General features: G+C 64.3%; 26 protein-coding genes. 16 read left to right on the top strand and 10 right to left on the bottom strand.

The genetic code is table 11. The annotated features are described in order from the left end of the window. Window positions 1-9: 9 nt before the first annotated feature. The gene (gene alaS / locus IVA80_RS34015) at window positions 10-2,688 is read left to right on the top strand and encodes an alanine--tRNA ligase (protein ID WP_247439490.1); all 2,679 of its coding nucleotides are present in this window, start codon (window positions 10-12) and stop codon (window positions 2,686-2,688) included. Between the two features lie 20 nt (window positions 2,689-2,708). Here alaS and IVA80_RS34020 read toward each other — a convergent pair whose 3' ends face one another. Then, the gene (locus IVA80_RS34020) at window positions 2,709-3,203 is read right to left on the bottom strand and encodes a DUF3455 domain-containing protein (protein ID WP_247439491.1); all 495 of its coding nucleotides are present in this window, start codon (window positions 3,201-3,203) and stop codon (window positions 2,709-2,711) included. A gap of 104 nt (window positions 3,204-3,307) precedes the next feature. After that, window positions 3,308-4,522, bottom strand: a complete 1,215-nt coding sequence (locus tag IVA80_RS34025) for an NADP-dependent isocitrate dehydrogenase (protein WP_247439492.1) — start codon at window positions 4,520-4,522, stop codon at window positions 3,308-3,310. A 337-nt stretch (window positions 4,523-4,859) separates the two neighbouring features. Here IVA80_RS34025 and IVA80_RS34030 point away from each other — a divergent pair, with 337 nt between their 5' ends. Further along, on the top strand, window positions 4,860-6,068 hold the full coding sequence (locus IVA80_RS34030) for a TrmJ/YjtD family RNA methyltransferase (protein WP_247439493.1): 1,209 nt from the start codon (window positions 4,860-4,862) through the stop codon (window positions 6,066-6,068). 85 nt (window positions 6,069-6,153) lie between these two features. Here the strand turns inward: IVA80_RS34030 and IVA80_RS34035 are convergent, their stop codons facing one another. The 3 genes from IVA80_RS34035 to mddA are packed head-to-tail and all read right to left on the bottom strand — an operon-like array spanning window position 6,154 to window position 8,691. Beyond that, window positions 6,154-6,909, bottom strand: a complete 756-nt coding sequence (locus IVA80_RS34035) for a hypothetical protein (protein WP_247439494.1) — start codon at window positions 6,907-6,909, stop codon at window positions 6,154-6,156. Between the two features lie 28 nt (window positions 6,910-6,937). Then, window positions 6,938-7,915, bottom strand: coding sequence for an NADPH:quinone oxidoreductase family protein (locus IVA80_RS34040; protein WP_247439495.1), 978 nt, complete (start codon window positions 7,913-7,915; stop codon window positions 6,938-6,940). After that, the gene (gene mddA, locus IVA80_RS34045) at window positions 7,912-8,691 is read right to left on the bottom strand and encodes a methanethiol S-methyltransferase (RefSeq protein WP_247439496.1); all 780 of its coding nucleotides are present in this window, start codon (window positions 8,689-8,691) and stop codon (window positions 7,912-7,914) included. The genes IVA80_RS34040 and mddA overlap by 4 nt, the downstream gene beginning before the upstream one ends. A 148-nt stretch (window positions 8,692-8,839) precedes the next feature. Between mddA and IVA80_RS34050 the strand changes: the two genes are divergently transcribed. Further along, the gene (locus IVA80_RS34050; RefSeq protein WP_247439497.1) at window positions 8,840-10,387 is read left to right on the top strand and encodes an alpha/beta fold hydrolase; all 1,548 of its coding nucleotides are present in this window, start codon (window positions 8,840-8,842) and stop codon (window positions 10,385-10,387) included. A gap of 105 nt (window positions 10,388-10,492) precedes the next feature. Here the strand turns inward: IVA80_RS34050 and IVA80_RS34055 are convergent, their stop codons facing one another. Then, the gene (locus IVA80_RS34055) at window positions 10,493-11,158 is read right to left on the bottom strand and encodes a TetR/AcrR family transcriptional regulator (protein WP_247439498.1); all 666 of its coding nucleotides are present in this window, start codon (window positions 11,156-11,158) and stop codon (window positions 10,493-10,495) included. Between the two features lie 260 nt (window positions 11,159-11,418). On the opposite strand from IVA80_RS34055, the gene IVA80_RS34060 reads away from it, so the two are divergent. From IVA80_RS34060 to cynS, 7 genes are all read left to right on the top strand, one after another. Continuing rightward, window positions 11,419-11,961, top strand: a complete 543-nt coding sequence (locus IVA80_RS34060) for an OsmC family protein (RefSeq protein WP_247439499.1) — start codon at window positions 11,419-11,421, stop codon at window positions 11,959-11,961. Window positions 11,962-11,997: 36 nt separating this feature from the next. Further along, window positions 11,998-13,173, top strand: a complete 1,176-nt coding sequence (locus tag IVA80_RS34065; protein WP_247439500.1) for an acyl-CoA dehydrogenase family protein — start codon at window positions 11,998-12,000, stop codon at window positions 13,171-13,173. Window positions 13,174-13,220: 47 nt separating this feature from the next. After that, a complete protein-coding gene (locus tag IVA80_RS34070; RefSeq protein WP_247439501.1) occupies window positions 13,221-14,099 on the top strand; it encodes a sulfurtransferase in 879 nt (292 codons plus the stop codon). A 117-nt stretch (window positions 14,100-14,216) separates the two neighbouring features. Continuing rightward, complete coding sequence (locus IVA80_RS34075) at window positions 14,217-15,599, top strand: CmpA/NrtA family ABC transporter substrate-binding protein (RefSeq protein ID WP_247439502.1); 1,383 nt, start codon at window positions 14,217-14,219, stop codon at window positions 15,597-15,599. Window positions 15,600-15,768: 169 nt separating this feature from the next. Continuing rightward, a complete protein-coding gene (gene ntrB, locus IVA80_RS34080; RefSeq protein ID WP_247439503.1) occupies window positions 15,769-16,611 on the top strand; it encodes a nitrate ABC transporter permease in 843 nt (280 codons plus the stop codon). A gap of 4 nt (window positions 16,612-16,615) precedes the next feature. Further along, window positions 16,616-17,539, top strand: a complete 924-nt coding sequence (locus IVA80_RS34085) for an ABC transporter ATP-binding protein (protein ID WP_247439504.1) — start codon at window positions 16,616-16,618, stop codon at window positions 17,537-17,539. 15 nt (window positions 17,540-17,554) lie between these two features. Continuing rightward, window positions 17,555-18,043 carry a cyanase gene (gene cynS / locus IVA80_RS34090; RefSeq protein ID WP_247439505.1) on the top strand — a complete coding sequence of 163 codons (489 nt, stop codon included), beginning with the start codon at window positions 17,555-17,557 and terminating at the stop codon, window positions 18,041-18,043. 66 nt (window positions 18,044-18,109) lie between these two features. On the opposite strand, the gene IVA80_RS34095 is transcribed toward cynS, so the two are convergent. Next, window positions 18,110-18,433: a DUF1476 domain-containing protein gene (locus IVA80_RS34095; RefSeq protein ID WP_247439506.1), complete on the bottom strand. Its 324-nt coding sequence runs from the start codon at window positions 18,431-18,433 to the stop codon at window positions 18,110-18,112. Window positions 18,434-18,742: 309 nt separating this feature from the next. Here IVA80_RS34095 and purC point away from each other — a divergent pair, with 309 nt between their 5' ends. The 3 genes from purC to IVA80_RS34110 are packed head-to-tail and all read left to right on the top strand — an operon-like array spanning window position 18,743 to window position 20,032. Continuing rightward, complete coding sequence (gene purC, locus IVA80_RS34100) at window positions 18,743-19,510, top strand: phosphoribosylaminoimidazolesuccinocarboxamide synthase (RefSeq protein ID WP_008974302.1); 768 nt, start codon at window positions 18,743-18,745, stop codon at window positions 19,508-19,510. A 13-nt stretch (window positions 19,511-19,523) separates the two neighbouring features. Further along, window positions 19,524-19,766, top strand: a complete 243-nt coding sequence (gene purS / locus IVA80_RS34105) for a phosphoribosylformylglycinamidine synthase subunit PurS (RefSeq protein ID WP_247439507.1) — start codon at window positions 19,524-19,526, stop codon at window positions 19,764-19,766. Window positions 19,767-19,777: 11 nt separating this feature from the next. Next, window positions 19,778-20,032 carry a hypothetical protein gene (locus IVA80_RS34110; protein WP_247439508.1) on the top strand — a complete coding sequence of 85 codons (255 nt, stop codon included), beginning with the start codon at window positions 19,778-19,780 and terminating at the stop codon, window positions 20,030-20,032. Window positions 20,033-20,044: 12 nt separating this feature from the next. Here IVA80_RS34110 and IVA80_RS34115 read toward each other — a convergent pair whose 3' ends face one another. Further along, window positions 20,045-21,061 (bottom strand): magnesium and cobalt transport protein CorA, encoded by a 1,017-nt coding sequence (locus IVA80_RS34115; protein ID WP_247439509.1) that lies wholly within the window; start codon window positions 21,059-21,061, stop codon window positions 20,045-20,047. A 168-nt stretch (window positions 21,062-21,229) separates the two neighbouring features. Here IVA80_RS34115 and purQ point away from each other — a divergent pair, with 168 nt between their 5' ends. The 3 genes from purQ (at window position 21,230) to IVA80_RS34130 (ending at window position 23,838) form a co-directional block, all read left to right on the top strand. Next, complete coding sequence (purQ, locus tag IVA80_RS34120; RefSeq protein WP_247439510.1) at window positions 21,230-21,931, top strand: phosphoribosylformylglycinamidine synthase subunit PurQ; 702 nt, start codon at window positions 21,230-21,232, stop codon at window positions 21,929-21,931. Continuing rightward, window positions 21,928-22,917 carry a tripartite tricarboxylate transporter substrate binding protein BugD gene (locus IVA80_RS34125; RefSeq protein WP_247439511.1) on the top strand — a complete coding sequence of 330 codons (990 nt, stop codon included), beginning with the start codon at window positions 21,928-21,930 and terminating at the stop codon, window positions 22,915-22,917. Before purQ ends, IVA80_RS34125 begins: the two co-directional genes overlap by 4 nt. 177 nt (window positions 22,918-23,094) lie before the next feature. Continuing rightward, a complete protein-coding gene (locus IVA80_RS34130) occupies window positions 23,095-23,838 on the top strand; it encodes a tetratricopeptide repeat protein (RefSeq protein ID WP_247439512.1) in 744 nt (247 codons plus the stop codon). Between the two features lie 38 nt (window positions 23,839-23,876). Here IVA80_RS34130 and IVA80_RS34135 read toward each other — a convergent pair whose 3' ends face one another. Both IVA80_RS34135 and IVA80_RS34140 read right to left on the bottom strand, forming a co-directional pair. Continuing rightward, a complete protein-coding gene (locus tag IVA80_RS34135; protein WP_247439513.1) occupies window positions 23,877-25,757 on the bottom strand; it encodes a TRAP transporter large permease subunit in 1,881 nt (626 codons plus the stop codon). Continuing rightward, window positions 25,754-26,776 (bottom strand): TRAP transporter substrate-binding protein, encoded by a 1,023-nt coding sequence (locus IVA80_RS34140; RefSeq protein ID WP_247439514.1) that lies wholly within the window; start codon window positions 26,774-26,776, stop codon window positions 25,754-25,756. The genes IVA80_RS34135 and IVA80_RS34140 overlap by 4 nt, the downstream gene beginning before the upstream one ends. Between the last annotated feature and the right edge of the window lie 195 nt (window positions 26,777-26,971).

Below are 26,971 nucleotides of genomic sequence, written 5' to 3' on the forward strand. Positions count from 1 at the left end.
TGGATGAACATGAGCGGCGTCAACGAGATCAGGTCGACCTTTCTGAACTTCTTTGCCGAGAACGGCCACGAGATCGTGTCGTCCTCGCCATTGGTACCGCGCAATGACCCGACCTTGATGTTCACCAATGCCGGCATGGTGCAGTTCAAGAACGTCTTCACCGGCATGGAAAAGCGTCCCTACCAGCGCGCCACCACCTCGCAGAAATGCGTGCGCGCCGGCGGCAAGCACAACGACCTCGACAATGTCGGCTACACCGCGCGCCATCTCACCTTCTTCGAGATGCTCGGCAATTTCTCGTTCGGCGACTATTTCAAGGAGCGCGCGATCGAGCTCGCCTGGACGCTGATCACCAAGGAATTCGGGCTCAAGAAAGACAAGCTGCTCGTCACCGTCTACCACACCGACGACGAGGCGGCCGGCCTGTGGAAGAAGATCGCCGGCTTCTCCGACGACCGGATCATCCGGATTCCGACGTCGGACAATTTCTGGGCGATGGGCGACACCGGCCCGTGCGGTCCGTGCTCGGAGATCTTCATCGATCGCGGCGAGCACATCTGGGGCGGTCCCCCGGGCTCGCCGGAGGAGGACGGCGACCGCTTTCTCGAATTCTGGAATCTGGTGTTCATGCAGTACGAGCAGGTGACGAAAGAGGAGCGCGTGCCGCTGCCGCGTCCCTCGATCGACACCGGCATGGGCCTCGAGCGCATGGCCTGCATCATGCAGGGTGTCGACAGCGTGTTCGAGACCGATCTGTTCCGTCATTTGATCGATGCGACCGCGTCCGCTTTGGGAAGCGGCCCGGACGAGAAGACCGTCGCCTCGTTCCGCGTCATCGCCGACCATCTACGGTCCTCGGCCTTCCTCGTCTCGGACGGGGTGCTGCCCTCGAACGAGGGCCGCGGTTATGTGCTGCGCCGGATCATGCGCCGCGCGATGCGCCATGCGCAGCTGTTGGGTGCGAAAGAGCCGCTGATGCATCGCCTGGTCTGGGCGCTGGTGCGCGAGATGGGCCAGGCCTATCCGGAACTGATGCGCGCGGAAAACCTGATCGAGGAAACACTGCGGCTGGAAGAGACCCGCTTCCGCAAGACCCTGGTGCGCGGCCTTGCCATCCTCGACGAGAAGAGCGTGTCCCTGAAGAAAGGCGACATGTTCGACGGCGACGTCGCCTTCACCCTTTACGATACCTATGGCTTCCCGCTGGACCTGACGCAGGACGCGCTGAAGTCGCGCGGCATCGGCGTGGATCAGGCTTCGTTCACCGACGCGATGGAGCGTCAGAAGGCCAAGGCGCGCGAGTCCTGGAAGGGCTCGGGCGAGGCGGCCTCCGAAGCGATCTGGTTCCCGCTGCGCGAGAAGCTCGGGGCCACCGAATTTCTGGGCTACGAGACCGAGAGCGCCGAGGGCGTCGTCGCCGCACTGGTGAAGGACGGCAAGGAAGCGGGCAGCCTCAAGGCCGGCGAGACTGGCGCGATCGTGCTGAACCAGACGCCGTTCTACGCGGAGTCCGGCGGCCAGATCGGCGATACCGGCGTGCTGCTAGGCGAGGGCGGGATCAAGGTCCGCGTCACCGACACCCAGAAGAAGCTCGGCGATTTCTTCGTCCACATCGGCACGGTGGAGAGTGGCGAAGTGAAGCTCGGCACCGCGCTGCAGCTCGAGGTGAATCATTCGCGCCGCTCGTCGATCCGCGCGCATCACTCGGCCACCCACCTCATCCATGAGGCGCTGCGCCAGGTGCTCGGCGACCACATCGCCCAGCGCGGCTCGATGGTCGCGCCCGACCGGCTGCGCTTCGACTTCGTGCATCCGAAGCCGATCACGGCGGAGGAGCTTGCCCGCGTCGAGGACATCGCCAACGACGTGGTGCTGGAGAACGACGAAGTCACGACCCGCGTCATGGGCGTGGACGAGGCCCGCGAAGCGGGGGCGCGCGCGCTGTTTGGCGAAAAGTATGGCGACGAGGTTCGCGTCGTCTCGATGGGAAGGACTGCGCGCGAGCGCGGCACCAATGCGCTCGGCTGGTCGGTCGAACTCTGCGGCGGCACGCATGTCAGGCGCACCGGCGATATCGGCCTGATCACGCTGACCGGCGAGAGCGCGGTCGCCTCCGGCGTGCGCCGCATCGAGGCGCTGACCGGCAATTATGCGCGCAAGCATGCCAACGACACCATGGCGCTGGCGAAGACCGCGGCAAACGAGCTGCGCACCTCGATCGACGACGTGCCGGCGCGGATCGTCGCGCTGATGGACGAGCGCAAGAAGCTCGAGCGCGAATTGTCCGACGTGCGCAAGAAGCTCGCGATGGGCGGCGGTGCCTCCGCCGGCAATGGCGCGGCCGCGGCCGTGCGCGAGGTCGGTGACGTCAAGCTGATGGCGCGCGCGGTCGAGGGCATCGAGATGAAGGACCTCAAGAGCCTTGCGGATGACGGCAAGAAGCAGATCGGCTCCGGCGTGGTTGCCATCGTCGGCGTCACCGAGGACGGCAAGGCCGGAATCGTGGTCGGCGTCACCGCGGACCTGACGTCGCGCTTCAATGCCGTGAATCTCGTGCGCGTCGCTTCCGAGGCGCTGGGTGGCAAGGGCGGCGGCGGCCGGCCCGACATGGCGCAGGCCGGCGGCCCCGATGGCGCCAACGCGGCGGCCGCGCTCACAGCGATCGAAAAAGCCATGACCGGCGCTTAAAGCGCAGTGCGCCTCGTTCGTCAGCTCTTGCGCAGGAAAACGTAGTCGGCCGAGTAGGGCGCACTTTTGAACTCGCCGGCCTTGTCGCAGGTGCCGTCGAGCTTGCCGCCATGGGTGTTGATGCGCTGGACGGTAGTGACGGGCGTCAGGACGCCGCTGCCGCGATGTGCGGCGACCTCCAGCTTCAGCCAGGGGATATCGGCGGCGGTCGTGCCGGACGCATTGCCGATGGCCTTGCCGGCGACGGCACTGCCATCGGTGTGCTCCCAGTTCGGCCCGGCATAGTGCCGGCCGATCGTCTTGCCGTCGGCGAGCAGCGTGGCGATTGGCTCGCGGAATGTCCAGGCGAGCTTGCCGTCGGTGCCGGCCTTGCATTCATAAACCTGCGCACCCTCGGCGTGGACGCTGAGCACGATGGTCTCGCCGGGCGCGGCAAGGGCTTCCGAGAGCGGCTCTGCGGCCGCAGCCGGTCCAGCGAGCAGCATCAGGCATGGGACGGCAAGCTTGATCGACATGGTCGCATCTCCGTGCGGGGGGTCTCAAAAAAGAAACGGGCCGCGCTCAAAGGCGCGGCCCGTGATGATGTTTGGCCCAGTCGGGCGAAATTGCGGTTGGCAGCTTACGCCGTCAGCGCCTTCCCGAGGTTCTCGGCGACCTTGTCGAGGAAGCCGGTGGTCGACAGCCAGCGCTGGTCGGCGCCGACCAGCAGGGCGAGGTCCTTGGTCATGTAGCCTTCCTCGACGGTGTCGACGCAGACCTTCTCGAGCGTGTTCGCGAACTTGGCGAGCTCGGCATTGTTGTCGAGCTTGGCGCGGTGCGACAGGCCTCTCGTCCAGGCGAAGATCGACGCGATCGAGTTGGTCGAGGTCTCCTTGCCCTTCTGGTGCTCGCGGTAGTGGCGGGTCACGGTGCCGTGGGCGGCTTCGGCTTCCACCGTCTTGCCGTCGGGGGTCAGCAGCACCGAGGTCATCAGGCCGAGCGAGCCGTAACCCTGCGCGACGGTGTCGGACTGCACGTCGCCGTCGTAGTTCTTGCAGGCCCAGACATAGCCGCCGGACCATTTCAGCGCCGAGGCCACCATGTCGTCGATCAGACGGTGCTCGTAGGTCAGGCCCTTGGCCTCGAATTCTGTCTTGAACTCGCGGTCGTAGATGTCCTGGAAGATGTCCTTGAAGCGGCCGTCATAGACCTTCATGATCGTGTTCTTGGTCGAGAGATAGACCGGGTAGTTGCGCAGCAGGCCGTAGTTCAGCGAGGCGCGGGCGAAGTCGATGATGGAATCGTCGAGATTGTACATCTGCATCGCGACGCCGGCGCCCGGGGTCTTGAACACTTCCCTCTCGATCACGGTGCCGTCCTCGCCGACGAACTTCATCGTCAGCGTGCCCTTGCCGGGGAACTTGATGTCGGTGGCGCGGTACTGGTCGCCATAGGCGTGGCGGCCGATGATGATCGGCTTGGTCCAGCCGGGAACCAGGCGCGGCACGTTCTTGCAGATGATCGGCTCGCGGAAGATGCAGCCGCCGAGGATGTTGCGGATGGTGCCGTTCGGCGACTTCCACATCTGCTTGAGGCCAAACTCCTTCACCCGGGCCTCGTCCGGGGTGATGGTGGCGCACTTGACGCCCACGCCGACCTTCTTGATGGCTTCGGCGGCATCGATCGTGACCTGATCGTTGGTTTCGTCGCGGTACTCCATCCCCAGGTCGAAATAGAGCAGCTCGACGTCAAGGAACGGGTTGATCAGCTTGTCCTTGATGTACTGCCAGATGATCCGGGTCATCTCGTCGCCATCGAGTTCGACGACGGGGTTGGACACCTTGATTTTTGCCATGATCGGGGAAGCCTCTTGGGAACGGCGCTTTTGGCGCGCCACGGGAATATCCGCCGCCTCTTAGCACCTGACTGCAGCGGGCGAAAGCCAAGGGATTATGCACTTTTAGCTCATCCAGCTTCCGCAGATGGGGGGCCGCGGCCCACCCCCTCGGCCGGGTCCGCGTCAAGTTTCCGGCGAGATTCAAAAGTCGATTCCAACCCGTTATTTCCCTTGAGAATTTTGTCAGGACAGGCAAACGACAGGCGAGCGGGCAAAGCGGCCGGGCAGCCGGCTTGAATCAACTCCTGAGGCGGCCTCTCCAAGGCCTTGTGAACCAGCGTGAAAGCGAAACGAGATGTCGGGGACTGACAAGAGCAAGGCGGGCCTTTCCCTCGACGGCCCCATCGTGATCCTGGTCGAGCCGCAGCTCGGCGAGAATATCGGCATGGCCGCGCGCGCCATGGGCAACTTCGCGCTGAGCCGATTGCGCATCGTCAACCCCCGCGACGGCTGGCCCAACATCGCGGCACAGCGGGCTGCGGCCGGCGCCGACTACATTCTGGAAAAGGTCGAATTGTTCGACACGGTCGGCGCGGCCGTCGCCGACCTCGACCTGCTGTTCGCCACCACCGCGCGCCCCCACGACCAGGCCAAGCCGGTGGTGGGGCCGGAAGCCGCAGCAAGCGAGATATCCGGGCACCTCGCCACAGGAGGCAAGGCCGGCATCCTGTTCGGCCGGGAACGATGGGGCCTGACCAACGAGGAGGTCGGGCTCTCCAACCGCATCATCACCTTCCCAGTCAATCCGGGCTTTGCCTCGCTTAACCTTGCCCAGGCCGTGCTGCTGGTCGGCTATGAATGGTTCAAGCGTGCGACGTCCGGCGAGCTGCCGCATGCCATGCCGGAACGCTCCGAGCGCGCCTCGCAGCACCAGATGCAGGCCTTCTTCGACAATCTCATCCGGGAGCTCGACCGGGTCGAATTTTTGCGCCCGGCCGAGAAGCGCGACACCATGCTGGTCAACCTGCGCAACATTTTCAGCCGGATGGAGCCGACCAAGCAGGACATGCACACCCTGCACGGCGTGGTGATGGCGATCGCGGAAGGGCGCAAGGGCCCGGCCAAGGGCGGCGTGCTCGACGGCGAGCAGGCGACGCGCCTGCGCGCGCTGCTGGCCGAGCACGGCCAGGGCGGCGGGGTGCCTGACAGCGGCAGCACGGTGCGCGGTCTCGCCCGCCTGCTCCGCCGCAACCCGACGGATGCCGAGCGCCTGCTGTGGCAGGCGCTGACCCGCGACCGCCGCTTCGCAGGTCAGTTCAAGCGTCAGACCCCTGTGGGGCGGCACATCCCGGATTTTGTCTCGTTCGCGCACAGGATCGCGATCGAGCTGGTCAACGCGGGCGAGGGCGAGACCATCGCCGCCGACCGCGCGTCGCGGCGGGCGTGGCTGGAGGCGCGGGACTATCGCGTGATCGAGATGCGGGCGGCAGATGTTGAGCGCGATCTGGAAGCGGAGTTGGAGAGGTTGCAGGGGATGATCGCGGAAGGACCGGACGCTTCGTAGTTTTGTAGGGTGGGTTAGCGTTAGCGTAACCCACCTCTTCTCGCGCGACGACCAAAGTGGTGGATTACGCTAACGCTAATCCACCCTACGAAGTGCGGCCGAGTTGCACGTCGCGTTCGACCGCGATCCATGTCGCCCGAGCGACGGCCAGCAATTTCCCGGCTTCATCATGAGCGGCGGCCTCGGCCGTGCGTTTGCGGCCGTCGCGGCCGGTTGACCAGGCCGTGATGACGCAGCGTTCGCCGGGGCGCGGCCGGACTTCGATCCGGGCCGACATTCGTCCGAGCAGGAGCGGCGTCCGGTCGAAGCTGCCGCTCTCTTGGTTGTAATTGCAGGCAAAGCCGGTGGGACAATCGAGCGCCGACCAGAGAAATTCTGGCGCGATCAAGCCGTCTTCGGCGGCCAGATTCGAATTCGGAGCCCAACGCGCTGCGAGAACGGCGTTGTGCGCAGAACGCCCGAGCGGCCCGGCGAAAATGCGCAGGCCATCGCCTTTCGCCCTTGCCGGGCCACACACGAAACATGTCGGCAGGGGGTGCTCGTGCGGCTTGACCCGCGCCAGCAATTCGGCGGCACATGCCTCTTCGAAGCTGGCTGTCTCCAGCCGCGCAAGCTCGATACTTGCCGCCCGCCCGGTTGCGACGACACGGGAGCCATCGCGAAGCTCCCATGTGCCGTCATCCGTCGCGATCGCATCGAGCGGCTTTTCCAGCGGCGGCGGTGCGCGCAGCGTCACCTCCGCCCCGCCGGGGATGTGGCGGGCCAGCCGGCCGCAGACATAGCCGCCGTTGCCCGAGTTGGGAGGACCGCAAAAGCGTTTGTCGATGATGATCGGTGTCATCGGTTTTGTTCTCTCTTCCCGGTGCACTTTATCTGATCTTGAGGACAATTCGCCCCTGAACCGTTCGGTTGGCTACGGCGCGCATGGCATCTCCGGCCTCCTCCAAAGGGAGGACGCGATCGATGTGCGGACGGATTTTTCCGCCGGCCAGCAATTGCATCAGCGTCGCGTTCATACGCGCGGCATCGGCGGAAAATTTCTCCGTCCAGGCGCCGGCGAAGACACCGAGGATGGAATAGTTCTTCAGCAGCGGCAGGTTCATCGGAATCTGTGGAATCTCGCCGCTGGTGAAGCCGATCGGCATCAGCCGTCCGCCCCACCTCATCGACCGGGCCATCTGCTCGAAGATCGCGCCGCCGATATTGTCGAAGCCGATGTCGATGCCTTCTCCTGATGCGATCGACTTGATACGGTTGCGCAGATCTTCGCTGCGATAATTGATGATTTCGCTGGCGCCGTACTCGCGCACCAGGGCTGCCCTGTCATCGGAGCCGACACCGGCGACGACACACAGGCCCAGATGGCGGCCGAGATCGACGGTGGCAAGGCCAACTCCGCCGGCGGCGCCGGTGACGAACAGGGTTTCGCCGCGTTGCGCCCGTGCCCGCTCGACCAGCGCATAACAGGCCGTGCCGTAATTGTGCAGGACCGTCGCCGCGGGTTCGAAGGCGACGCTATCGGGCAGCCGTACGCTTTTCGATTCCTTGGCAGTCATCCGTTCGGCGTAGCCGCCGATCCAGCTGCTGCACGCCACGCGATCGCCGGGCGCGAATGCCTTGACCTTGTCCCCAACCGCGACAACGACACCGGATGCTTCCGTGCCGGGCACGAAGGGCGTCGGCGGCCGCATCTGGTAGAGCCCCGACACCAGCAACTGGTCCATGAAGCTGACTGAGGCCGCATGGACGTCGATGAGAATCTCGTCGCCGGCGGGCTTGGGCGGTTCGATCTCGCTTACGCGCAGGTCCGCAGGGCCCGTGAACGAACTGCACAGAACTGCTCTCATCGGGGCACTCCAACAGGCCGAGGCGGCTCGAGATCTTCCGTACGGCGGTGACCGAAAATGCGCGGCACCAGCATGGGAACGCGGCGGCGATATTGCTGGTAGGTCGCGCCGAACTCGGTGACCAGATCCCGTTCCTCGAACTGCAGGGCGACCAGGATGTAGGCCGTGTTCGCGACCGCGAACAGCAGATGGCCGGCGGTCATCTCGGGCGTGGCCCAGAAGGCGAGCAGAAAGCCCAGCATGAGCGGATGCCGCACGATCTTGTAAAGCAGCGGCGTCCTGAAGGATTGACCTGGCATCTCGGCCCCGCGCAACGCGAAGAAGGCCTGACGCAGGCCGAACAGATCGAAATGATCGATCATGTAGGTCGAGGCCAGCACGATCAGCCAGCCGAGCCAATGCACGCCGGTCAGCACCCAGGCTGCAATTCCGCTCGCCTGCCAGACCGGCGTCGGGATCGGGCGCCACTGCCAGAACAGCAGCAGCAGGATCAGGCTGGAGAGCAGCACGTAGGTGCTGCGCTGGCAGGCCACGGGAAGGAATTTGGTCCACCATCGTTTGAAGGCCGGGCGCGCCATGACGCTGTGCTGGATTGCAAACAGGCCGAGCAGCAGCAGGTCGACGACGATGGCCTCGCTCAAATTCGTGTGGCTGCCGACGTCAATCGACTTCGGCACGACATAATTGCCGACGAAACCGAGCGCGTAGAGGAATGAAGCCGTGAATACGCCGTAGCTCACGATGGCGTAGAGCGGGATTGCGAGGCGCGCGACCATGGTTTTTCCTATTGTGCCTGATGCAGCGGTGCCGCATGCAGGAGCCTGAATCGCTCGCTGGCGAGCGGGCTCGATCTGCCCCGACCGTTAGCGCTGGACCGTCCCCTGTGCGTCCCCCGGGGGCGCCGGCCGGGGAGAGAGGATTTTCATGACGGCTTTCTCGCTCGGGACGTTCGGGTTCCCGGAGGTCCATGCCAACGGCCGCCCGATCAAGCTGAACCTGCGCAAGGGTCTTGCGCTGCTGGTCTATCTCGCGGAAACCAAGAGCGCGGTCGCGCGGGACGTCATGGCCACGCTGCTGTGGCCCGAGACCGACCGCGAGACCGGCCTTGCGCGACTGCGGCGCCTGCTTCACCGCGTTGAGCTCACACTCGGCCAGCCGGTGTTCGAGACCGACCGAACCAGCATGCGATGGTCTTCAGAGGTCGAACTGGAGATCGACACGCATCTGTTCGAGAGCGCCTGCGACCGCGGTGCCTTCGAAGAAGCCTGCCTGATTTATCGGGGTGACTTCCTGGCGGGCTTCGCTCCGGACGACTGTCCCGAATTCGACGATTGGGCGTTCTTTCGCCGGGAGGCGCTGCGGGGACGGCTCGTGAACGCGTTGGAGCGCCTCGTGCAGGACAAGAATGCCGCCGGCGATCATTTTGCAGCGACCGCGCATGCGGGACGTCTGGTCGAGCTCGATCCGCTCAGCGAATTGTATGGCCGGCACCTGATCCGTAGCCTGCTGCTGGCCGGAGACCGAAGCGCGGCGGAGCGGCACTACGCGGCGCTGATGCAGCGGCTGCGCGATGAGCTTGGCGTCGCGCCGGAAGCCGAGACCAAGGCGCTCATGACTCCTGCGGCGGCGCTCCTGCGCGATGCCGTTCCGGCGACGCGCTATGTGAAGGGCGTCGGCGTGCATCTCGCCTATCAGACCTATGGAAGCGGCGCGCTCGATATCCTGGTCATGCCCGGCTTCGTCTCGCATGTGGAGCGCGCCTGGGAGCATCCGGCGAGCCGCACGTTTCTGACGTCATTGATGAAGCTTGGGCGACTGATTGTTTTCGATCGTCGCGGGATCGGGCTGTCCGACCGGGTCGGATCAGCCCCTGGTATCGATGTTACCGCGGAGGATATCGGCACCGTGCTGCGGGCGGCGGACTCGCGCCGCGTCGTGCTGTTCGGCGCATCCGAATGCGGGCCGGCCTGCATCAAGTTTGTGGTCGATGAGCCGCGCCGCGTGGCCGGGCTCATCCTGTTCGGCGCGTTGGCCAAGGGCTGTTGGTCACAGGACTATCCGCACGCCTTGCGCGCCAGCCAGTATGACGCCTGGAGCCGCCAGCTCATCGCCCAATGGGGCGGTCCGGCCGGGATCGAGACCTTCGCACCGAGCCTTGCTGGTGATCCCCAGGCACGCGCCTGGTGGGCGGGATTATTGCGTGCGGCGTCCAGTCCCGGCGGCATCTCGGCCGTGCTCGAGGCATTTCGCGATGCCGACGTGCGACACCTTCTGGCGCACATCGCCATGCCGACGCTGGTGCTGCACCGGCGGGACGACAACGCCGTGAGGATCGCGGCCGGGCGTGACATGGCGAGCCGGATCAGCGGCGCGGAGTTCGTCGAGCTCGACGGCAGTGATCACTGGTTTTTTGCGGGCGATCAGCAGCCGGTGCTGGAGGCGATCAAGGGATTTATGAAACGGATCTTGTAGGGTGGGCAAAGCGAAGCGTGCCCACCATCTTCAAGCGTTCCGAGACAGAAGTGGTGGGCACGGCGCTTTGCGCCTTTGCCCACCCTACGAGGCCCGCGTACAACCTCACACCGCTTCGAGCTGATCTGCTGCGCGCTTCTTCTTCGCTTTCCACTGTCCGAGCAGGGGGCCTGCAGTCAGCGCCGCCGTATCCGCCACGCCCGGGTCGCGCGAGATCATCGCGGCGACGATGGCGCCGTCGATGATGAGGCCGAGCTGGTGCGCGAGCACGACGGGCTCGTTCGATCCGAGCTCGCCGGCGAGCTTCTCGATGTGGCCGAGCACGATCTTCTTGTGCTTCAGCGCGATGTTGCGGAACTGCTTGGCGTCCTTGTCGTGCTCGCCGACTGCGTTGATGAAGGGACAGCCGTAGAAGCGCTCTTCGCCGAACCAGCTCTTCAGCGCCGGAAAGATGCGCGTGAGTTTGGCTTGCGCGTCGCCGCCGCCATCTTCCATGGCGCCGATGAACCATTCGCGCCACTGCCTGCCTTCGCTCTCCAGCACCGCGTTGACGAGATTGGTCTTGGAGCCGAACAATTTATAGAGCGTGGTCTTTGCGGTGCCGGCCTCCTCGATGATCGCATCGATGCCGGTGGCGTTGATTCCAAACTTGCAGAACAGATGCGTCGCGGCGCTCAGCAGACGTCCGCGCGCGGATTCGTCTTCGCCGGCAACGGCGTGGAGCGAATGGGAGTTCTTCCTTGACGTCTTGTTCAGTGAGGACTTGTTCATTGAAGGCCTGGCCATGAGTCCAACTTACCCGCAGCCGCGCCGCATCAGCAAGCCGCATCTGTTCGGCGCTGAAAAGATTCGCAAGACAAAGCTCATCTGCATCGCCTTTGAGCAAAGGTCGGCTGATCAATCCGCAGGCAGGGCTCGCTAAGCGGCTCCAATGCCTTGCGTTTTGTTTTTGGCCGGGTCTGGCACGGTCCATGCAAGAAAACAGACCGTTCGGTATCCTGCCGTTTTCCACGGCTGCCAGGGAGAAAATGATGACTGCCGTCGTTCAAAAAACAGTGCTGACGGGCTGCCTCGCGCCCATCGACAAGAATGGGCTCGAGCAACTGATCGCGAGCGGCAAGGCCAATCCGAAGATCATCAAGACCTTGAAGTGCAAGACGGTCGCGGAAGGAAAATTCCGCCACGCCAACTACATCCGCAATTTGCCGCCCTATATCGTCGACGAGCCGCCGGGGCTCCTGGGCGACGACACCGCGCCAAATCCGTCGGAGGCCTCGCTCGCCGCGCTCGGCTCATGTCTCGCCGTCGGCCTGCACGCCAACGCCGTGCACCGCGGCTGGATCGTCAACAAGCTCGAGCTCGAGCTCGAAGGCGATCTCAACATCACCGCAGTCTGGGGCACCGGCGATGTCTCTGACAAGCCGGTTGGATTTACGGACGTCCGCGTCAAGGTCGACATGGAATGCGAGGGCATCTCGCAGGACGAGATCAACGCGCTGGTCGCCCATGTGAAGCAATGGTCGCCGGTCGCCAACACCTTCACCCGACCGGTCAATCTCGAGGTCGGCATCTAGCGGTCGGCGGCAGTGGAAAAGGTGCGGGAGACGATCATGGGTTCACTGGCTTTATCACGGGCCGAAGTTTTGGATCAGCCCGCACCATCCATCGCCGGCGAGGTGGCGCGGATCGCGCGCGAACAGCTCGCGCCGCTCGCCGCAGGCATCGACGACGGTTCGGTCTATCCGGCCGAGGTGCTGCGCCGCTTCGGCGAGGTCGGCGCCTGGGGCAGTCACATGGCCCACGAAGGTCCCGCCGATCTGCGCTGCGCCATCCAGGCGATGGCGGCGATCGGCGAGGTCTGCGGCGCCACGGCGTTCATGGCCTGGTGCCAGAACACGCTGGTCTGGTACGCGGCGAACTCGACCAACATGAAGCTGGCAAAACGCTTCGGCGACGGCTTTTCGACCGGCCGGCTGCTCGGCGGCACCGGGCTCTCCAACCCAATGAAGAGCTTTTTCGGGATCGAGAGGCTCAAGCTGAAAGGACGCAAGGTCGAGGGCGGCTACATCGTGCGCGGCGCGCTGCCCTGGGTCTCCAATCTCGGCGCCGACCATTATTTCGGCACCATCTTCGAGCGCGAGGAGGAGCCGGGCATCGTAACGGACGAGCCCGGCATTGTAAGGGACGAGCCCGGCATCGTAAGGGACGAGCCCGGCACCGTGATGTTCCTGGCCGACTGCTCCGATCCCGCGATCACGCTGACGCCGTGCAAGCCGTTCCTCGCCATGGACGGCACCGGCACCTATGGCGTGCAGTTTCGCGACGTCTTCGTGCCGGATGAGCTGATCCTCGCCGATCCCGCGGGGCCTTTTGTGAAGAAGATCCGCGCCGGCTTCATCCTGCTCCAGGCCGGCATGGCGCTCGGCGTCATCAGGGACTGCATCAACATCATGGACGAGGTCGGTGGCCCCCTCGGCCACATCAACCGCTATCTGCCGCAGCAGCCGGTGCATCTCCGCGATCTCGCCGCGGAGCTGGAGACGGAGACGATGGCGCTGGCGCGCGATCCCTACAATCAAGAGGAGACCTACTGGCGCAAGGTGATCGCGCTGCGCTTGCGCGCCGGAGAGGCCAGCGTCGCGGCGGCGCATGCGGCGATGCTGCATTGTGGCGCGCGCGGCTATCTCAAAAGCCACCGCGTGCAGCGGCGCCTGCGCGAAGCCTATTTCGTCGCGATCGTCACGCCCGCCACCAAGCAGCTGCGCAAGATGCTCGCCGATTCCTGATTTTGCGAGTCCACCCCGAAGACCCCAACCTCAACCGAGAGGCTGCCATGACTGACGTCCTGATTACCGCCGTCGAACTTGCCGATCTCTTGAAGCTAGAACCGTGTGTCGTCGTCGACACCCGCAATCCCGACGCCTATGCCGCCGGGCACTTGCCCAACGCCGTCAACGTGCATGAGATTTTCACTTTTCTGGCGACCTCGACGCCGGAGGGCATCAGCGAACTCAAGACAAAATTCGCCGACGCCTTCGGCGGCGCCGGCCTCTCCGGCATGGAAACGGCCGTCATCTACGAGCAGTCGATGAATTCCGGCTTCGGCCAATCCTGCCGCGGCTACTATCTCCTGACCATGCTCGGCTATCCCAAGATCAAGGTGCTGCATGGCGGATTCGACGCCTGGTCGGCCGCGGGATTCCCGGTGACGAAGGATGTCCCGGCGCCGGCGAAGGCCTCGTTCGCGGTCGTGCCTGAAGCCGGCGAGATCCTGATCGATGCGAAGACCATGTTGGGGGCCGTCGGCAAGCCCGGCATCGCCATCCTCGACGTGCGCGATGTCGACGAGTGGATCGGCGACAGCTCGTCGCCCTATGGCAGGGATTTCTGCCCGCGCAAGGGCCGCATCCCCGGCGCGGTGTGGCTGGAATGGTATCGCATGATGAAGCCGACCGCCGAGGGCCCGCGCTTCAAGTCCAAGGACGAGATCTTGGCGGAATGCGCCACCGTTGGCATCTCGACGACCACGCCGGTCTATCTCTACTGCTTCAAGGGCGCGCGGGCCTCGAACACCTTCCTCGCGCTCAAGAACGCCGGCGTGAAGGACGTGCGGATGTATTTCGGCTCCTGGAACGAATGGTCGCGCGATCCGTCGCTGCCGATCGAGCAGGGGCTGCCGGTGGCTGCCCAGGTAACGGGCAAGGCGGCATAGAACCTGCATGTTTCCCGTGGCCCGGCTGCGCAAGACGTAGCCGGGCCACGATGGAATTTTGACCTGACGCGGCGGACAACGACGTCCCTCGCGCCGTGTGACAAAGGGGGCAGCAGCATGTCCACGTTCGACGATCCGTTCGATGCCAACCGCAACCTTCAGTCGGGCTGTGTTTGCGGCCGGCACAATTCAGCGGCGGAGCATGAGCAGGCCTCGCTGGCGTTCCGTTGCGAACCGGTCGAGAGCGAGGAGAAGCGTTACGAGGGCGTGGTGGCGTCCGCCGTGATGCGCGCGATATTTCCGCAGGATGTGGCGCGGCGCGCGTTCCTCAAGTCGGTCGGGGCCTCGACCGCGCTTGCCGCGCTGTCGCAGTTCTTTCCGCTTCAGACGGCGACCGAAGTGTTTGCGCAGGCCGGCACGCCCGAGAAAAAGGATCTCAAGGTCGGCTTCATCCCGATCACTTGCGCCACGCCGATTATCATGGCGGCGCCGCTCGGCTTCTATGCCAGGCACGGCCTCAATGTCGACGTGGTCAAGACCGCCGGCTGGGCCGTGATCCGCGACAAGACCATCAACAAGGAATACGACGCCGCCCACATGCTGGCGCCGATGCCGATCGCGATCTCACTCGGCTTAGGGGCCAACGCCATTCCCTTTGCCGTGCCCGCGATCGAGAACATCAACGGGCAGGGCATCGTGCTGGCGATGAAGCACAAGGACAAGCGCGATCCGAAGGACTGGAAGGGCCTGAAATTCGCGATCCCGTTCGACTACTCCATGCACAATTATCTGCTGCGGTATTATCTCGCCGAGCACGGCATCGACCCCGACACCGACGTACAGCTGCGTTCGGTGCCGCCGCCGGAAATGGTCGCGAACCTGCGCGCCGACAACATCGACGGTTTCCTTGCGCCGGACAATATCTGCCAGCGTGCGATCTATGACGGCGCCGGCTTCATGCACCTCTTGTCCAAGGAGATCTGGGACGGCCATCCCTGCTGCAGCTTCGCCGCGAGCCGCGAGTTCATCACGACGGCGCCGAACAGTTTTGCCGCGCTGACGCGCGCGATCGTCGATGCGACCGCCTATGCGTCGAAGGCGGAGAACCGCAAACAGATTGCGGAGGCGATCGCGCCGGCGAATTACATCAACGCGCCGGTCACCGTGCTGGAGCAGGTCTTGACCGGCACCTATGCCGACGGCCTCGGCGGCGTGAAGACGGATGAAAAGCGCGTCGATTTCGACCCGTTCCCCTGGCAGTCTTTCGCAGTGTGGATGCTGACGCAGATGAAGCGCTGGGGCCAAATCAAGGGCGACGTCGACTACAAGGCGGTCGCCGAGCAGGTGTATCTGGCGACCGACACCAGGAAGCTGATGACCGAAATGGGTCTGACGCCGCCCACGAGCGCCTACAAGTCGTTTGCGGTGATGGGCAAGACATTCGATCCGGGGAAGCCGGAGGACTACGTCGCGAGCTTCAAGATCAGGAAGGCGTCGTGAGGATGATGCGCGCTCTCGCTTCACCTCGCCCCGCTTGCGGGGAGAGGTCGGATTGCATCGTCAGATGCAATCCGGGTGAGGGGGAGCCTCCGCGAGTCCGTCTTTTACCGAATTTGCGGAAGCATGCCCCTCACCCCAACCCTCTCCCCGTAAGAACGGGGAGAGGGAGATGACCAATACCTCCCTCCGCCTCCGCGCGGGCCTCGTCTCCATCGTGCTGCTCGCCGCGTTTCTCGGTATCTGGCATCTCGCCACGCGCTCGACCGGCACCGTCGCGACGATGAGCCCGGAATACGCCAAGCTGATGGGGCTGACCGCGACGCAGGGCAAATCCGCCATGCCGGGGCCGCTCGATGTCGGTGCAAAACTCTGGGAGCATCTGAGACGGCCGTTCTACGACAACGGACCGAACGACAAGGGGCTCGGCATCCAGCTTGTCTATTCCATTGCGCGCGTCGGCGCCGGCTATCTGCTCGCCGTGCTCGTCGCCATCCCGCTCGGCTTCATCATCGGCATGTCGCCGCTGCTGAGCAAGGCGCTCGATCCCTTCATCCAGGTGCTCAAACCGATCTCGCCGCTGGCCTGGATGCCGCTCGCGCTCTACACCATCAAGGATTCTTCGATCTCCGCGATCTTCGTGATCTTCATCTGCTCGATCTGGCCGATGCTGCTCAATACCGTCTTTGGCGTCGCCGGCGTGCGCAAGGAATGGATCAATGTTGCCCGGACGCTCGAGGTCGGCACCCTCAGGCGTGCCTTCACCGTAATCCTGCCGGCGGCGGCGCCGACGATCTTGACGGGGATGCGCATCTCCATCGGCATCGCCTGGCTCGTGATCGTCGCCGCCGAAATGCTCGTCGGCGGCACCGGCATCGGCTACTTCGTCTGGAACGAGTGGAACAACCTCTCGATTACCAACGTGATCATTGCGATCCTGCTGATCGGGATCGTCGGCATGCTGCTCGACCAGATCCTCGCGCGCTTCACGCGCATGGTCACGTTTCCGGAGTAGGCCGGTGACCGAAAAGTTCATCTCCATCGAAGCCATCGCAAGGCGCTATCCGGGCGCCGGCGGCGCGACCATCGCCGTGTTCGAGAACCTGTGGCTGTCGATGGCGCGCGGCGAGTTCGCCTGCGCGATCGGTCATTCCGGCTGCGGCAAGACCACGGTGCTCAACATCCTCGCCGGCCTCGATGCGCCGAGCGAGGGTGCCGTGATCGTGGATGGGCAGGCGATTTCCGGCACGAGCCTCGACCGCGCCGTGATCTTCCAGAGCCATGCGCTGCTGCCTTGGCGCACCGTGCTCGGCAATGTCGGCTATGCCGTCAGCTCGAAATGGCGCAGCTGGGATCGCGCCAGGGTGAAGGCGCATGCGCAGACCTACATCGATCTGGTCGGCCTGACCGGCTCCGAGCACAAGCGTCCCTCGGAACTGTCCGGCGGCATGAAGCAGCGCGTCGGCATTGCGCGGGCGCTCTCGATCACGCCGAAGATCATGTTGATGGACGAGCCGTTCTCGGCGCTGGACGCGCTGACGCGCGGCACGCTCCAGGACGAGGTGCGGCGCATCTGTCTGGAGACCGGGCAGACCGCGTTCATGATCACCCATGACGTCGACGAGGCGATCTATCTGGCCGACAAGATATTTCTCATGACCAACGGTCCGGGCGCGGTGCTGGCGGAGGTGGTCGAAAATCCGCTGCCGAAGGATCGCGGCCGCACCGATCTGCACCGCCATCCGCTCTATTACGCGCTGCGCAACCACATCATCGATTTTCTGGTCAGCCGCAGCAAGAATTTCGCCGCCGAGAAGCCCGATCACGATCCGCGCAACGTGCCCGTGGTACACATTGGCAAGCCGGGATTGACGATCGCAGTCAGCGGCGACGAGCAACGACAGACGCGGATACCCGGGGCCAGCCCCGGTATGACTGCCTAAAAGGGAGACCCTGACATGAAACGCGAAGACCTCACCGAGAAGCTGCTCGACATCAAGCGCGAGAAGGGCTGGAGCTGGAAATACATCTGCGACCAGGTCGGCGGTTACGCGGAGGTGTTGATCGTCGGCGCCATTCTCGGCCAGATGAAATTGACAAAACCGCAGGCCGCGAACGCCGGCGAGTTGTTCGGCCTGTCGAAGGCCGAGACGGCGATGCTCAACGAGGTGCCGATGCGCGGCACCGGCACGCCGATGCCGCCGACCGACCCGCTGATCTACCGCTTCTACGAGATGGTGATGGTCAACGGCCCGGCCTGGAAGGCGCTGATCGAGGAAGAATTCGGCGACGGCATCATGTCGGCGATCGATTTCGACATGGGAATCGAGCGCGTTGCCAATCCGAAGGGCGACCGCGTCAAAATCACGATGAGCGGCAAGTTCCTGCCGTACAAATATTATGGCGCCAGCGGCAACGTGCCGGAGTACGGCTTCAAGGAGGGATGATCGGAGCGAGTGGCGAATTGCGAGTGGCGAATAGGGGCTATTCGCCATTCGCCACTCTCTATGGGCCTATTTCCCCGCCTTCACCTCGGCCGCAGCCACCGCGAGCAGCTCGCTCATCTTGGCGCGAATCGCCTGTTCGGTGACGGCGACGTTCTTGGCGGCGAAATCGGCCATGACCTTGCGCAGGACGTCGGCATCGCCGGCCTCCTCGAAATCGGCCGCGATCACCTCCTTGGCGTAGGCGGTGGCGGCGTCGCCGGTGACGCCGAGCTTTTCGGCCGCCCACAGGCCGAGCAACCGGTTGCGGCGGGCTTCCGCCTTGAATTTCTGCTCCTCGTCGAGGGCGAACTTCTTCTCAAAGCCTTCCTGCCGCTTGTTGATCTCGCTCATGCCTTTTTCAATTCCCTGCTGACTGGATCCCGAGACCTCGTTGCGAGAGCCCCGGCGCATGCCTAGATAAGGAGCACGAATCGGCAAGACAACGGGCCGTTAAGCCGCAGGCAAGGCGGTATAAGTTGGCATCGGATGGACCGGATCGATTGTGCTGGGACAGCCAATCGGATAGGTTGCCTGAAGGCGTGGTTCCCGTTCTGTTTCCGTGGGTTCCAGGCCATTCACGGCAGCTCCGCCGTGGGTCGTAGTTCTCGTAAACCGGAGCACACCAAATATATGGATTTCAACAAAACACGGTACATCCCCATGAGCCGTCGGCGTCGCATTTATGAAGGCAAGGCAAAGGTTCTTTACGAAGGCCCCGAGCCCGGTACCCTGATCCAGCACTTCAAGGACGACGCCACCGCGTTCAACGCGAAAAAGCATCAGGTGATCGAGGGCAAGGGTGTCCTCAACAACCGGATCTCGGAGTACCTGTTTCAGCACCTCAACGACATCGGGGTGCCGACCCATTTCATCCGCCGCCTCAACATGCGCGAGCAGCTGATTCGCGAGGTCGAGATCGTGCCGCTCGAAGTGGTGGTGCGGAATGTCGCCGCCGGCTCGCTGTCGCAGCGCCTCGGCATCGAGGAGGGCACGCAGCTGCCCCGTTCGATTATCGAATTCTACTACAAGAACGACCAGCTCAACGACCCCATGGTGTCGGAAGAGCACATCACCGCCTTCGGCTGGGCCACGCCGCAGGAGATCGACGACATCATGGCGCTCGCCATCCGCGTCAACGACTTCCTCACCGGCCTCTTTCTCGGCATCGGCATCCGCCTCGTCGACTTCAAGATGGAGTGTGGCCGGCTGTTCGAAAACGAGATGATGCGGATCATCGTCGCCGACGAGATCTCCCCGGACTCCTGCCGTCTCTGGGACATCAAGTCGAACGAGAAGCTCGACAAGGACCGCTTCCGCCGCGACCTCGGTGGCCTGCTCGAGGCCTATACGGAAGTCGCAAAGCGCCTCGGCATCCTCATGGAGAACGAGCGTCCGGCGGGCTCCGGCCCGGTGCTGGTGAAGAGCTAAAGGGGTTTTGGACGTGAAGGCACGTGTCACCGTTACCTTGAAGACGGGCATCCTCGACCCCCAGGGGAAGGCCATCGAAGGCGCGCTGAAGTCGCTCGGCGTCGACGGCGTCGCCAGCGTCCGTCAGGGCAAGGTGTTCGATATCGAGCTTGCCGGCGCGGACAAGGCCAAGGCGGAGGCGGCGTTGAAGGACGCCGCCGACAAGCTGCTGGCAAATACCGTGATCGAAAATTATGCGATCGAGGTGAAAGCATAAGAGTAGGCAAAATGCCGGACGTGGCGGCAGAGCTGATGTTCGAGGTGTTGAAATCGATCCAGGCGCGGCTGGCGCAGGTCGATGGCAAGATCGATGAAATGAAGCAGGAAATGTCGGCGCTGCGAACTTCTCAGAACGCGGCTCGTCAGGAGATCACCAGCGTCTTTCAGGAGATTTCCGGAATTCATGCCACGCTGGTGAGGCATGAAGGGCGGCTCGATCGTATCGAGCAGCGGTTTGAACTCAGCGATGCAGCGGTTCGGTGAGATCGGCCTGGCTCACAGCCATCCGGCACGACGAAACTGCCAATACAGCGCGCCGCACGCCGTCAGCATCACGCCGAGCAGCATGTAATAGCCGTACTCCCAGTCCAGCTCCGGCATGTGCTTGAAGTTCATGCCGTAGATGCCGGCGAGCGCGGTCGGGATCGCGATGATGGCGAGCCAGGAGGCAAGCTTCTTGGAGACCGCCGTCTCCTGCGCCTGGCCGACCAGGAGACTCGCTTCGAACGCGAAGGCCAGCACTTCGCGCATGGAATCGATGCGCTCCTGGATGTTCCGCACGTGGTCGGTGACGTCGCGGAACAGCGGCTGCATGGCCTGCCGCACCATCGCAAGCTCGTCATGCTCCAGCCGGCGGCAGACCTCGACCAGCGGGCCGATCGCGGTTCTGAGCCGCAGCAGGTCGCGGCGCAGCATGTAAAGCCGCTCGATCTGCCCCTTGCTGATCGGCTTAGAGAGCACGTCGTCCTCGATGCCCTCGACCTCCTCGTGAATGCTCTCGAGCACGGGCGAGTAGTTGTCGACGATGAAATCGAGGATGGCGTAGAGGATGTAGTCCTCGCCGCGCGCGAGCGCCCGCGGGCAGCTTTCGCAGCGTTCGCGCACCGGCGTGTAGGACGTCGAAGCGCCGTGGCGCACCGAGACCAGGTAGCCTTCGCCGACGAAGATGTGGGTCTCGCCGAAGGCGATCCGGCCCTCGATCAATTGCGCGGTGCGCGCCACGATGAACAGGGCCTCGCCATATTGCTCGATCTTGGGACGCTGGTGGGCGTGGTTGGCGTCCTCGATCGCGAGCTCGTGCAGGTCGAACTGTTTCTGCACCGCGCCGAGCAGCGCCATGTCGGGCTCATGCAGTCCGATCCAGACCACGTGCCCAGGTTTTGCCCGCCAGCTCGAGGCCTCGCTGATGACGATGTTGGCGACGCGTCGGCCGTCGACATAGGCGCCGGCGGCGACGACGCCGTCGGCGGACACCGGCTCGGAGGGGGATGTGGGCAGCGACGGGACGTTCATGGCTTCAATCCCGGGCAAATCCATCGGGCCAAACGGCGTGCGGCCATGGCCTGTGTACAAGGCCCTCTCACGAGGCTAGCACTGGTAAAATCCCCGTCAAATGGTTATGTCTCTTCACGAATTGGCCCGCTGCCAACCCCGATTCCCGCCACCGTCGGAACCTCTGCCATGAAAGCCGCCATCCTCGTCTTTCCCGGAATCAACCGTGAGCGCGACATGGCGCGCGCACTGAGGCTGATCTCGGGCCATGAGCCCGCGATGGTGTGGCACGCCGAGACCTCGCTGCCTGGCGGCACCGATCTCGTGGTGGTGCCGGGCGGCTTCTCCTATGGCGATTATCTTCGCTGTGGTGCGATTGCGGCGCGGTCGCCGGTGATGGACGCGGTGCGCGACTATGCGGCCAAGGGCGGCCTCGTGCTCGGTGTCTGCAATGGTTTTCAGATCCTCTGCGAGTCCGGCCTGCTGCCCGGCGTCTTGATGCGCAACGCGCGGCTGAAATTCATCTGTCACGACGTGCATCTGCGCGTCGAGCGTTCCGACACGCCGTTCACCCGCGGCTACAATGCGGGGCAGGTGATCCGCGTGCCGATCGCCCATGGCGAGGGCAATTACGCGGCGGACGAAGAGACCATCAAGCGGCTCGAAGGCGAGGGGCGGGTGCTCTATCGCTACTGCTCGGCCGACGGTGCGATCGATGATATCAGCAACATCAACGGCGCGGCGCAATCCATCGCCGGCATCGTCAACGACAGCGGCAACGTGCTCGGCATGATGCCGCACCCCGAGAACCACGTCGAAGACATCATGGGCTGCACCGACGGCCGCGGCCTGTTCGCGGGCCTGGTCCAGCATCTGGAAAAGGCCGCGTGATCTCGTTCGTGCTGAAGCGTTCTCTCGCCGCGATCGCGGCGCTGTCGCTCGCGAGCGTTTCGCTTACGGTTGGTGCCGCGTTCGCGCAGGACTTCCCCAAGCGCCCGATCACCATGATCGTGCCGTTCGCGGCCGGCGGCACCTCGGATGTGATCGCGCGCACGGTCGCCGAGCAGATGGGCATCGCGCTCGGCCAGACCATCGTGATCGAGAACGTCGCCGGCGCCGGCGGCTCGACCGCGCTGGCGCGGGCCTCCCGCGCCGAGCCGGACGGCTATACCATCGCGATCGGCAATGCCGGCACCAATGCCGCGACCTACACGATCTATCCAAAGCTGCCGTTCACGCCGGACTCCTTCAAGCCGATCGCGATGGTGGCGAAGACGTTCGGCATCATCGCGCTCCGCAAGGATTTTCCCGCGAAAGACCTGAAAGAGTTCATCGCCTACGCCAAGGCCAATCCGGGCAAGATCAATCTCGGCCATGCCGGCGTCGGCTCGTCAAATTACCTCATTTGCAAAAGCTTTGTGACGGCCGCCGGCATCGATGCGACGCTGGTCGGCTATCGCGGCGCTGCGCCTGCGCTCACCGATGCGGTCGGCAGCCAGATCGACGGCGTCTGCGACGCCGCCGCCTCCGTCTCGCAATCGATCAACGAGAAGCTGGTGAGAGGGCTCGTCGTCGGCTCGACCGTGCGGCTGGCCACGCTGCCCGACCTGCCGACGTCTGCCGAGGCGGGCCTTGCGGAATTCGAGGCGCAGGGCTGGAACGGCCTGTTCGCGCCCAAGGGCACGCCGCAGGCCGTCATCGCCAGGCTGAACGCCGCCGCGCGCACCGCCGTGGAAACCGACGCGGTGAAGAAGCGTTTTGCCGATCTGTCGACCGTTGCGCCCGATCCCGACGAGCACTCGCCTGAGGTGCTCCAGAAGCTGGTGACGCGCGACGTCGGAAAATACCGGAAGATGCTGGCGGACGACGCCAAGTAGTTGCAGCCTTTGGCTGTGATCTCATGAACCTCGATCGCATTTGAAGCGACTGACTCCTCGCCGTCATCAAGGCGCGCGGGTCCGGGTTCGCTGATTTCTGCCGGTGTAGACAACTAAAAGTTGTTTCACCGCGTCAGTTGCGATATCAGGAAGCGTGCGTTGTCGTTGTGCTCCTGGATGTCACATGCCGTCGCTTTGGTCGTTCTGCTGCTTGATATCACGCTGATCTATCACGCTTCGCGAACCGGGCGGTTACGGCCCTGGGCCTTCATCATCCTGCTGGTGCCGATGATGGGGGCGCCCGCCTATATCGCGGTCGAGCTCATCCCGGAATGGTTTTCCAGCCCCGGCGCACGGCAGGCGCGGCAGCGCGTTGCCAATCGCCTTGATCCCGAGAAGCGCTATCGCGAGCTTTCCGATCGGCTGGCGGCCACCGACACCATCGCCAACCGCGCCGCGCTGGCGGAAGAGTGCGCGAAGATCGGCAGATTCAGTGAAGCGGAAGCGCATTACGACCACGTCCTGAAGCTGCCGATGGGCCACGATCCCGCTTATGCGCTCGGCAAGGCGCAAGCCGAGTTTTCCGCGAAGCGTCCGGCCGACGCGCTCGCGACGCTGGACGATCTCCAGAAGCAGTGGCCGGACTTCGACTCCGCCGACGCGCATCTGCTCTACGCCCGCGCGCTTGCCGAGGTCGGCCGGCTCGACGAGGCGCTGGAAGAATACCACGCCGTCTCCGGCTATTTCCCCGGCGCCGAAGCGCGGGTGCGCTACGGCATGCTGCTCCAGATGGTCGGCCGCAGCGCCGAGGCGCGAATGGTCTTCAACGAGCTCCTGATCCAGATGCGGCGCGCGCCAAAATATCTGCGCGAGGCGCAGGCCGAGTGGCTGTCGATCGCCGAGAAGCAGCTCTCGACCTGAAGAGGTGGACCAGGCCGAATGGCTTCAGCCTGAGAATCTCACAGAAACACCAGCGATATCCAGGGCACGAAGGTGATCAGCAGCAGGCCGAGGAACAGCCAGGCGAGATAGATCCAGATTCGGCGCATGCCGGCGTCCGGCGACACGCCGCCGATACTGCAGGCGGCGTAATAGCAGAGGCCGAACGGCGGCGCGAACAGGCCGAGGCCCATGGCGAGGATCACCACCATCGCATAGTGCACCTCGTTGATCCCGAACGTTGCTGCCACCGGGAACAGCAGTGGACCGAACAGCACGATGGCCGGGATGCCCTCCAGCACGCTGCCGAGCACGATGAAGGCGACGACCGAGATCAACAGGAAGCCCCAGGCGCCGCCGGGCACGCCGGCCATACGCGCCGCCAGATCATGTGAGAAGCCGGATTGCGCCAGCGCCCATGCCATCGCGCTCGCAGCCCCCACGATGAACAGGATCGAGCCGGACAGCGAGGCCGTCTGCACCAGCATCGGCAGCACATTCTTCCAGGTCAGGCTGCCACGATAGATGACCAGGCCGAGCACGAGGCAATAGGCGATGCCGATCGTCGAGACTTCGGTCGCGGTCGCATAGCCCTCGACCACCGCGCTGCGGATCAGGAACGGCAAGGCCAATGCCGGCAGCGCCGCCCAGAACGTCTTCGCCACGACAGACATCGGTGCCCGCGCGACCTTGAGCGCGGCGTTCTCCTCTGCGCCCGCCCGGTAGCGCGCGACGAAGGCGAGCACGATCGCCAGCACGATCCCCGGCAGGATGCCGGCGGTGAACAGTGCCGCGATCGACACGCCGGTGACGGAGGCGATCGCGATCAGAACGATCGACGGCGGAATGGTCTCGCTCATCGCGCCTGATGCCGCGAGCAGCGAGACCAGCTCGCCATCCTTCATGCCGCGCTTGCGCATTTCGGGAAACAGCACCGGCGCGATCGCCGCCATATCGGCGGTCTTCGAGCCGGAGATGCCCGAGACCAGCAGCATGGCGCCCAGCATCACATAGGAGAGCCCGCCCCGGACATGGCCGAGCACAGAGGCGAGGAACGCGACCATGACGCGCGCCATGCCGGTTTGCTCGACCAGTTGTCCCAGCAGCACGAACAGCGGCACCGCCAGCAGGATCAGCGAGCTCATGCCCTCGTCGATCCGCCCGACCACGACCAGCAACGGCGTCCGTGTCGTGGTCAGCAGGAAAGCGACGGTCGCAAGACAAAAGGAAAACGCGATCGGCACGCCCGCCATCACGGCGCAGCCAAGCAGACCGACGAAGAAGATCAGCAGGTTCCAGTTGCCAAGCGACTTCAGCGAGGGACCTACGAAATAGAGCAGGCCAGCAATCGCCGCAAACAGGATTGCGACGGCAAGCAGGTCCTTCGCGGATCGCTTGACGAGGGTGAGGCAGATGCTGGCGAGCGCGATGATGCACCCGACCGGGATGGCGGCAGCACGAACCATGCCGGACCAGCCCAGCGCCGGCGTCTCCACAAAGGCCTGATCCTCCACATAGTCCAGCGCCGGATGCAGGATGATCGCGAGGAACAGCGCAACCCCGCCGGCCGCGAGCGTCGAGGCGCAGGCCTCCGCACGCGGCGACAGGTACGACGTGAAGAAGGTCAGGCGCATATGCGCCGAGCGCTGCACGGCGATCGCGCTGCCGAGCATAGCCAGCCACAGGAACAGGATGGATGCGAGCTCGTCCGACCAGATGATCGGCCGGTGGAAGATTCCGCGTGCGACGATGCCAGCGAACAGGATGACGACCTCGGCGACCACGGCGATCGCCGCCGGAACCTCCACCAGCCAGCGCAGCGACTGCTCCAGCCAGCGTCCGCGCAACGGCCGCGCCTCGCCGAGCGTCACCGTTTCCGGGATGCCGATCACCGCGCTCATGCCAGCGCTCCGGCCGCGGCCTCCAGAATCTTCCAATTGTCCTCGCCGAACTTGCCGCGCCATTCCTTGTAGAAGCCTGCGGCCGACAGCCCCTTGCGGAACGCCTCCTTGTCCGAGACCTCGAAGGTGATGCCCTTGGCGGTCAGCTGATCCTTCAGTGTCAGATTGAGCTTTGCGGTATCCGCGCGCTGCTCCATCGCGGCCTGGTCGAATTCACGCCGCACGATCGCCTGCAACTCGTCGGGCAGCGCCTTGACCGAGCGGCGGTTGCCGAGAATGAAGAATGGATCCCAGATGTGGTTGGTCTCGGAGATGTATTTCTGCACCTCGTAGATCTTGCCGGCCTCGATGGTAACGAGACCGTTCTCCTGGCCGTCGACGAGATGGGTCTGGAGCGCCGTGTACAATTCGTTGAAGTTGATCGAGGTCGGGTTGGCGCCCAGCGACTTGAACAGCGAGGTGAAGATCGGCGACACCGGCACGCGGATGCGGTAACCGGCGAGATCGGCGGGCGTCTTGATCGGCTTGGTGAACGACGAAACCTGCCGGAACGTGTTGTCGGCGGGCTTGGCCATCACCAGCGCGCCGGTCTTCTCGATCTGGCTTGCGATCAGCTTGCCGAGGTCTCCGTCCATCGCATTCCAGACCTGGCCGTAATCCGAGAACGCGAAGCCGACATTGGCGATGCCGGCGATCGGCGCCACCGTCGAGAGGACGGAGCCCGCGATGTTGAGGAAATCGACGCCGCCGCTGCGGATCTGGGTCAGGAGATCGGTGTCCGAGCCGAGCTGCGAGGCGGGAAAGAACTTGATCTCCAGCCGGCCGCCGCTCGCTTCCCTGATCCGCTTTACGGCCTCATCGAGGCGGGTGTTGATCGGCTGCGTCAGCGACTGGCCGGTGGCGAGCTTGTATTCGAACTCCGCGGCCTGCGCCGGCCGGGTGCGGATCGCGACCAGTGGAACGGCCGCAGCTGCGACCATGAAGTTGCGCCGTGAAATCCTGTGGCCCTTGCCCGACATCGTTGGTCCTCCCTGATGGTCTTTGGCGGCGCCTTTTTCGGCGCACGTGCTCGTTGCCGCGCGCAGGCTTTGCCGCGCCGGTGTCGTCAAAATCGCTGTAGCTGGTGAAAGGGCCTCGCCTTGCGTTCCTTCCCCCCGGGCGGACCGACGCTCTGCGCCCGTCTTGTTTCCTCTATCAGCACCCGTCTGTCGCGG

This window comes from Bradyrhizobium sp. 139, from assembly GCF_023074175.1.
GTDB lineage: Bacteria > Pseudomonadota > Alphaproteobacteria > Rhizobiales > Xanthobacteraceae > Bradyrhizobium.

Excerpts from the sequence above, each read along its gene's own strand:
- alaS (WP_247439490.1), top strand. The coding sequence starts at position 10 with ATGAGCGGCGTCAACGAGATCAGGTCGACCTTTCTGAACTTCTTTGCC.
- IVA80_RS34020 (WP_247439491.1), bottom strand. The coding sequence starts at position 3,203 with ATGTCGATCAAGCTTGCCGTCCCATGCCTGATGCTGCTCGCTGGACCG.
- IVA80_RS34025 (WP_247439492.1), bottom strand. The coding sequence starts at position 4,522 with ATGGCAAAAATCAAGGTGTCCAACCCCGTCGTCGAACTCGATGGCGAC.
- IVA80_RS34030 (WP_247439493.1), top strand. The coding sequence starts at position 4,860 with ATGTCGGGGACTGACAAGAGCAAGGCGGGCCTTTCCCTCGACGGCCCC.
- IVA80_RS34035 (WP_247439494.1), bottom strand. The coding sequence starts at position 6,909 with ATGACACCGATCATCATCGACAAACGCTTTTGCGGTCCTCCCAACTCG.
- IVA80_RS34040 (WP_247439495.1), bottom strand. The coding sequence starts at position 7,915 with ATGAGAGCAGTTCTGTGCAGTTCGTTCACGGGCCCTGCGGACCTGCGC.
- mddA (WP_247439496.1), bottom strand. The coding sequence starts at position 8,691 with ATGGTCGCGCGCCTCGCAATCCCGCTCTACGCCATCGTGAGCTACGGC.
- IVA80_RS34050 (WP_247439497.1), top strand. The coding sequence starts at position 8,840 with ATGACGGCTTTCTCGCTCGGGACGTTCGGGTTCCCGGAGGTCCATGCC.
- IVA80_RS34055 (WP_247439498.1), bottom strand. The coding sequence starts at position 11,158 with ATGAACAAGTCCTCACTGAACAAGACGTCAAGGAAGAACTCCCATTCG.
- IVA80_RS34060 (WP_247439499.1), top strand. The coding sequence starts at position 11,419 with ATGACTGCCGTCGTTCAAAAAACAGTGCTGACGGGCTGCCTCGCGCCC.
- IVA80_RS34065 (WP_247439500.1), top strand. The coding sequence starts at position 11,998 with ATGGGTTCACTGGCTTTATCACGGGCCGAAGTTTTGGATCAGCCCGCA.
- IVA80_RS34070 (WP_247439501.1), top strand. The coding sequence starts at position 13,221 with ATGACTGACGTCCTGATTACCGCCGTCGAACTTGCCGATCTCTTGAAG.
- IVA80_RS34075 (WP_247439502.1), top strand. The coding sequence starts at position 14,217 with ATGTCCACGTTCGACGATCCGTTCGATGCCAACCGCAACCTTCAGTCG.
- ntrB (WP_247439503.1), top strand. The coding sequence starts at position 15,769 with ATGACCAATACCTCCCTCCGCCTCCGCGCGGGCCTCGTCTCCATCGTG.
- cynS (WP_247439505.1), top strand. The coding sequence starts at position 17,555 with ATGAAACGCGAAGACCTCACCGAGAAGCTGCTCGACATCAAGCGCGAG.
- IVA80_RS34095 (WP_247439506.1), bottom strand. The coding sequence starts at position 18,433 with ATGAGCGAGATCAACAAGCGGCAGGAAGGCTTTGAGAAGAAGTTCGCC.
- purC (WP_008974302.1), top strand. The coding sequence starts at position 18,743 with ATGAGCCGTCGGCGTCGCATTTATGAAGGCAAGGCAAAGGTTCTTTAC.
- IVA80_RS34110 (WP_247439508.1), top strand. The coding sequence starts at position 19,778 with ATGCCGGACGTGGCGGCAGAGCTGATGTTCGAGGTGTTGAAATCGATC.
- IVA80_RS34115 (WP_247439509.1), bottom strand. The coding sequence starts at position 21,061 with ATGAACGTCCCGTCGCTGCCCACATCCCCCTCCGAGCCGGTGTCCGCC.
- purQ (WP_247439510.1), top strand. The coding sequence starts at position 21,230 with ATGAAAGCCGCCATCCTCGTCTTTCCCGGAATCAACCGTGAGCGCGAC.
- IVA80_RS34130 (WP_247439512.1), top strand. The coding sequence starts at position 23,095 with ATGTCACATGCCGTCGCTTTGGTCGTTCTGCTGCTTGATATCACGCTG.
- IVA80_RS34135 (WP_247439513.1), bottom strand. The coding sequence starts at position 25,757 with ATGAGCGCGGTGATCGGCATCCCGGAAACGGTGACGCTCGGCGAGGCG.
- IVA80_RS34140 (WP_247439514.1), bottom strand. The coding sequence starts at position 26,776 with ATGTCGGGCAAGGGCCACAGGATTTCACGGCGCAACTTCATGGTCGCA.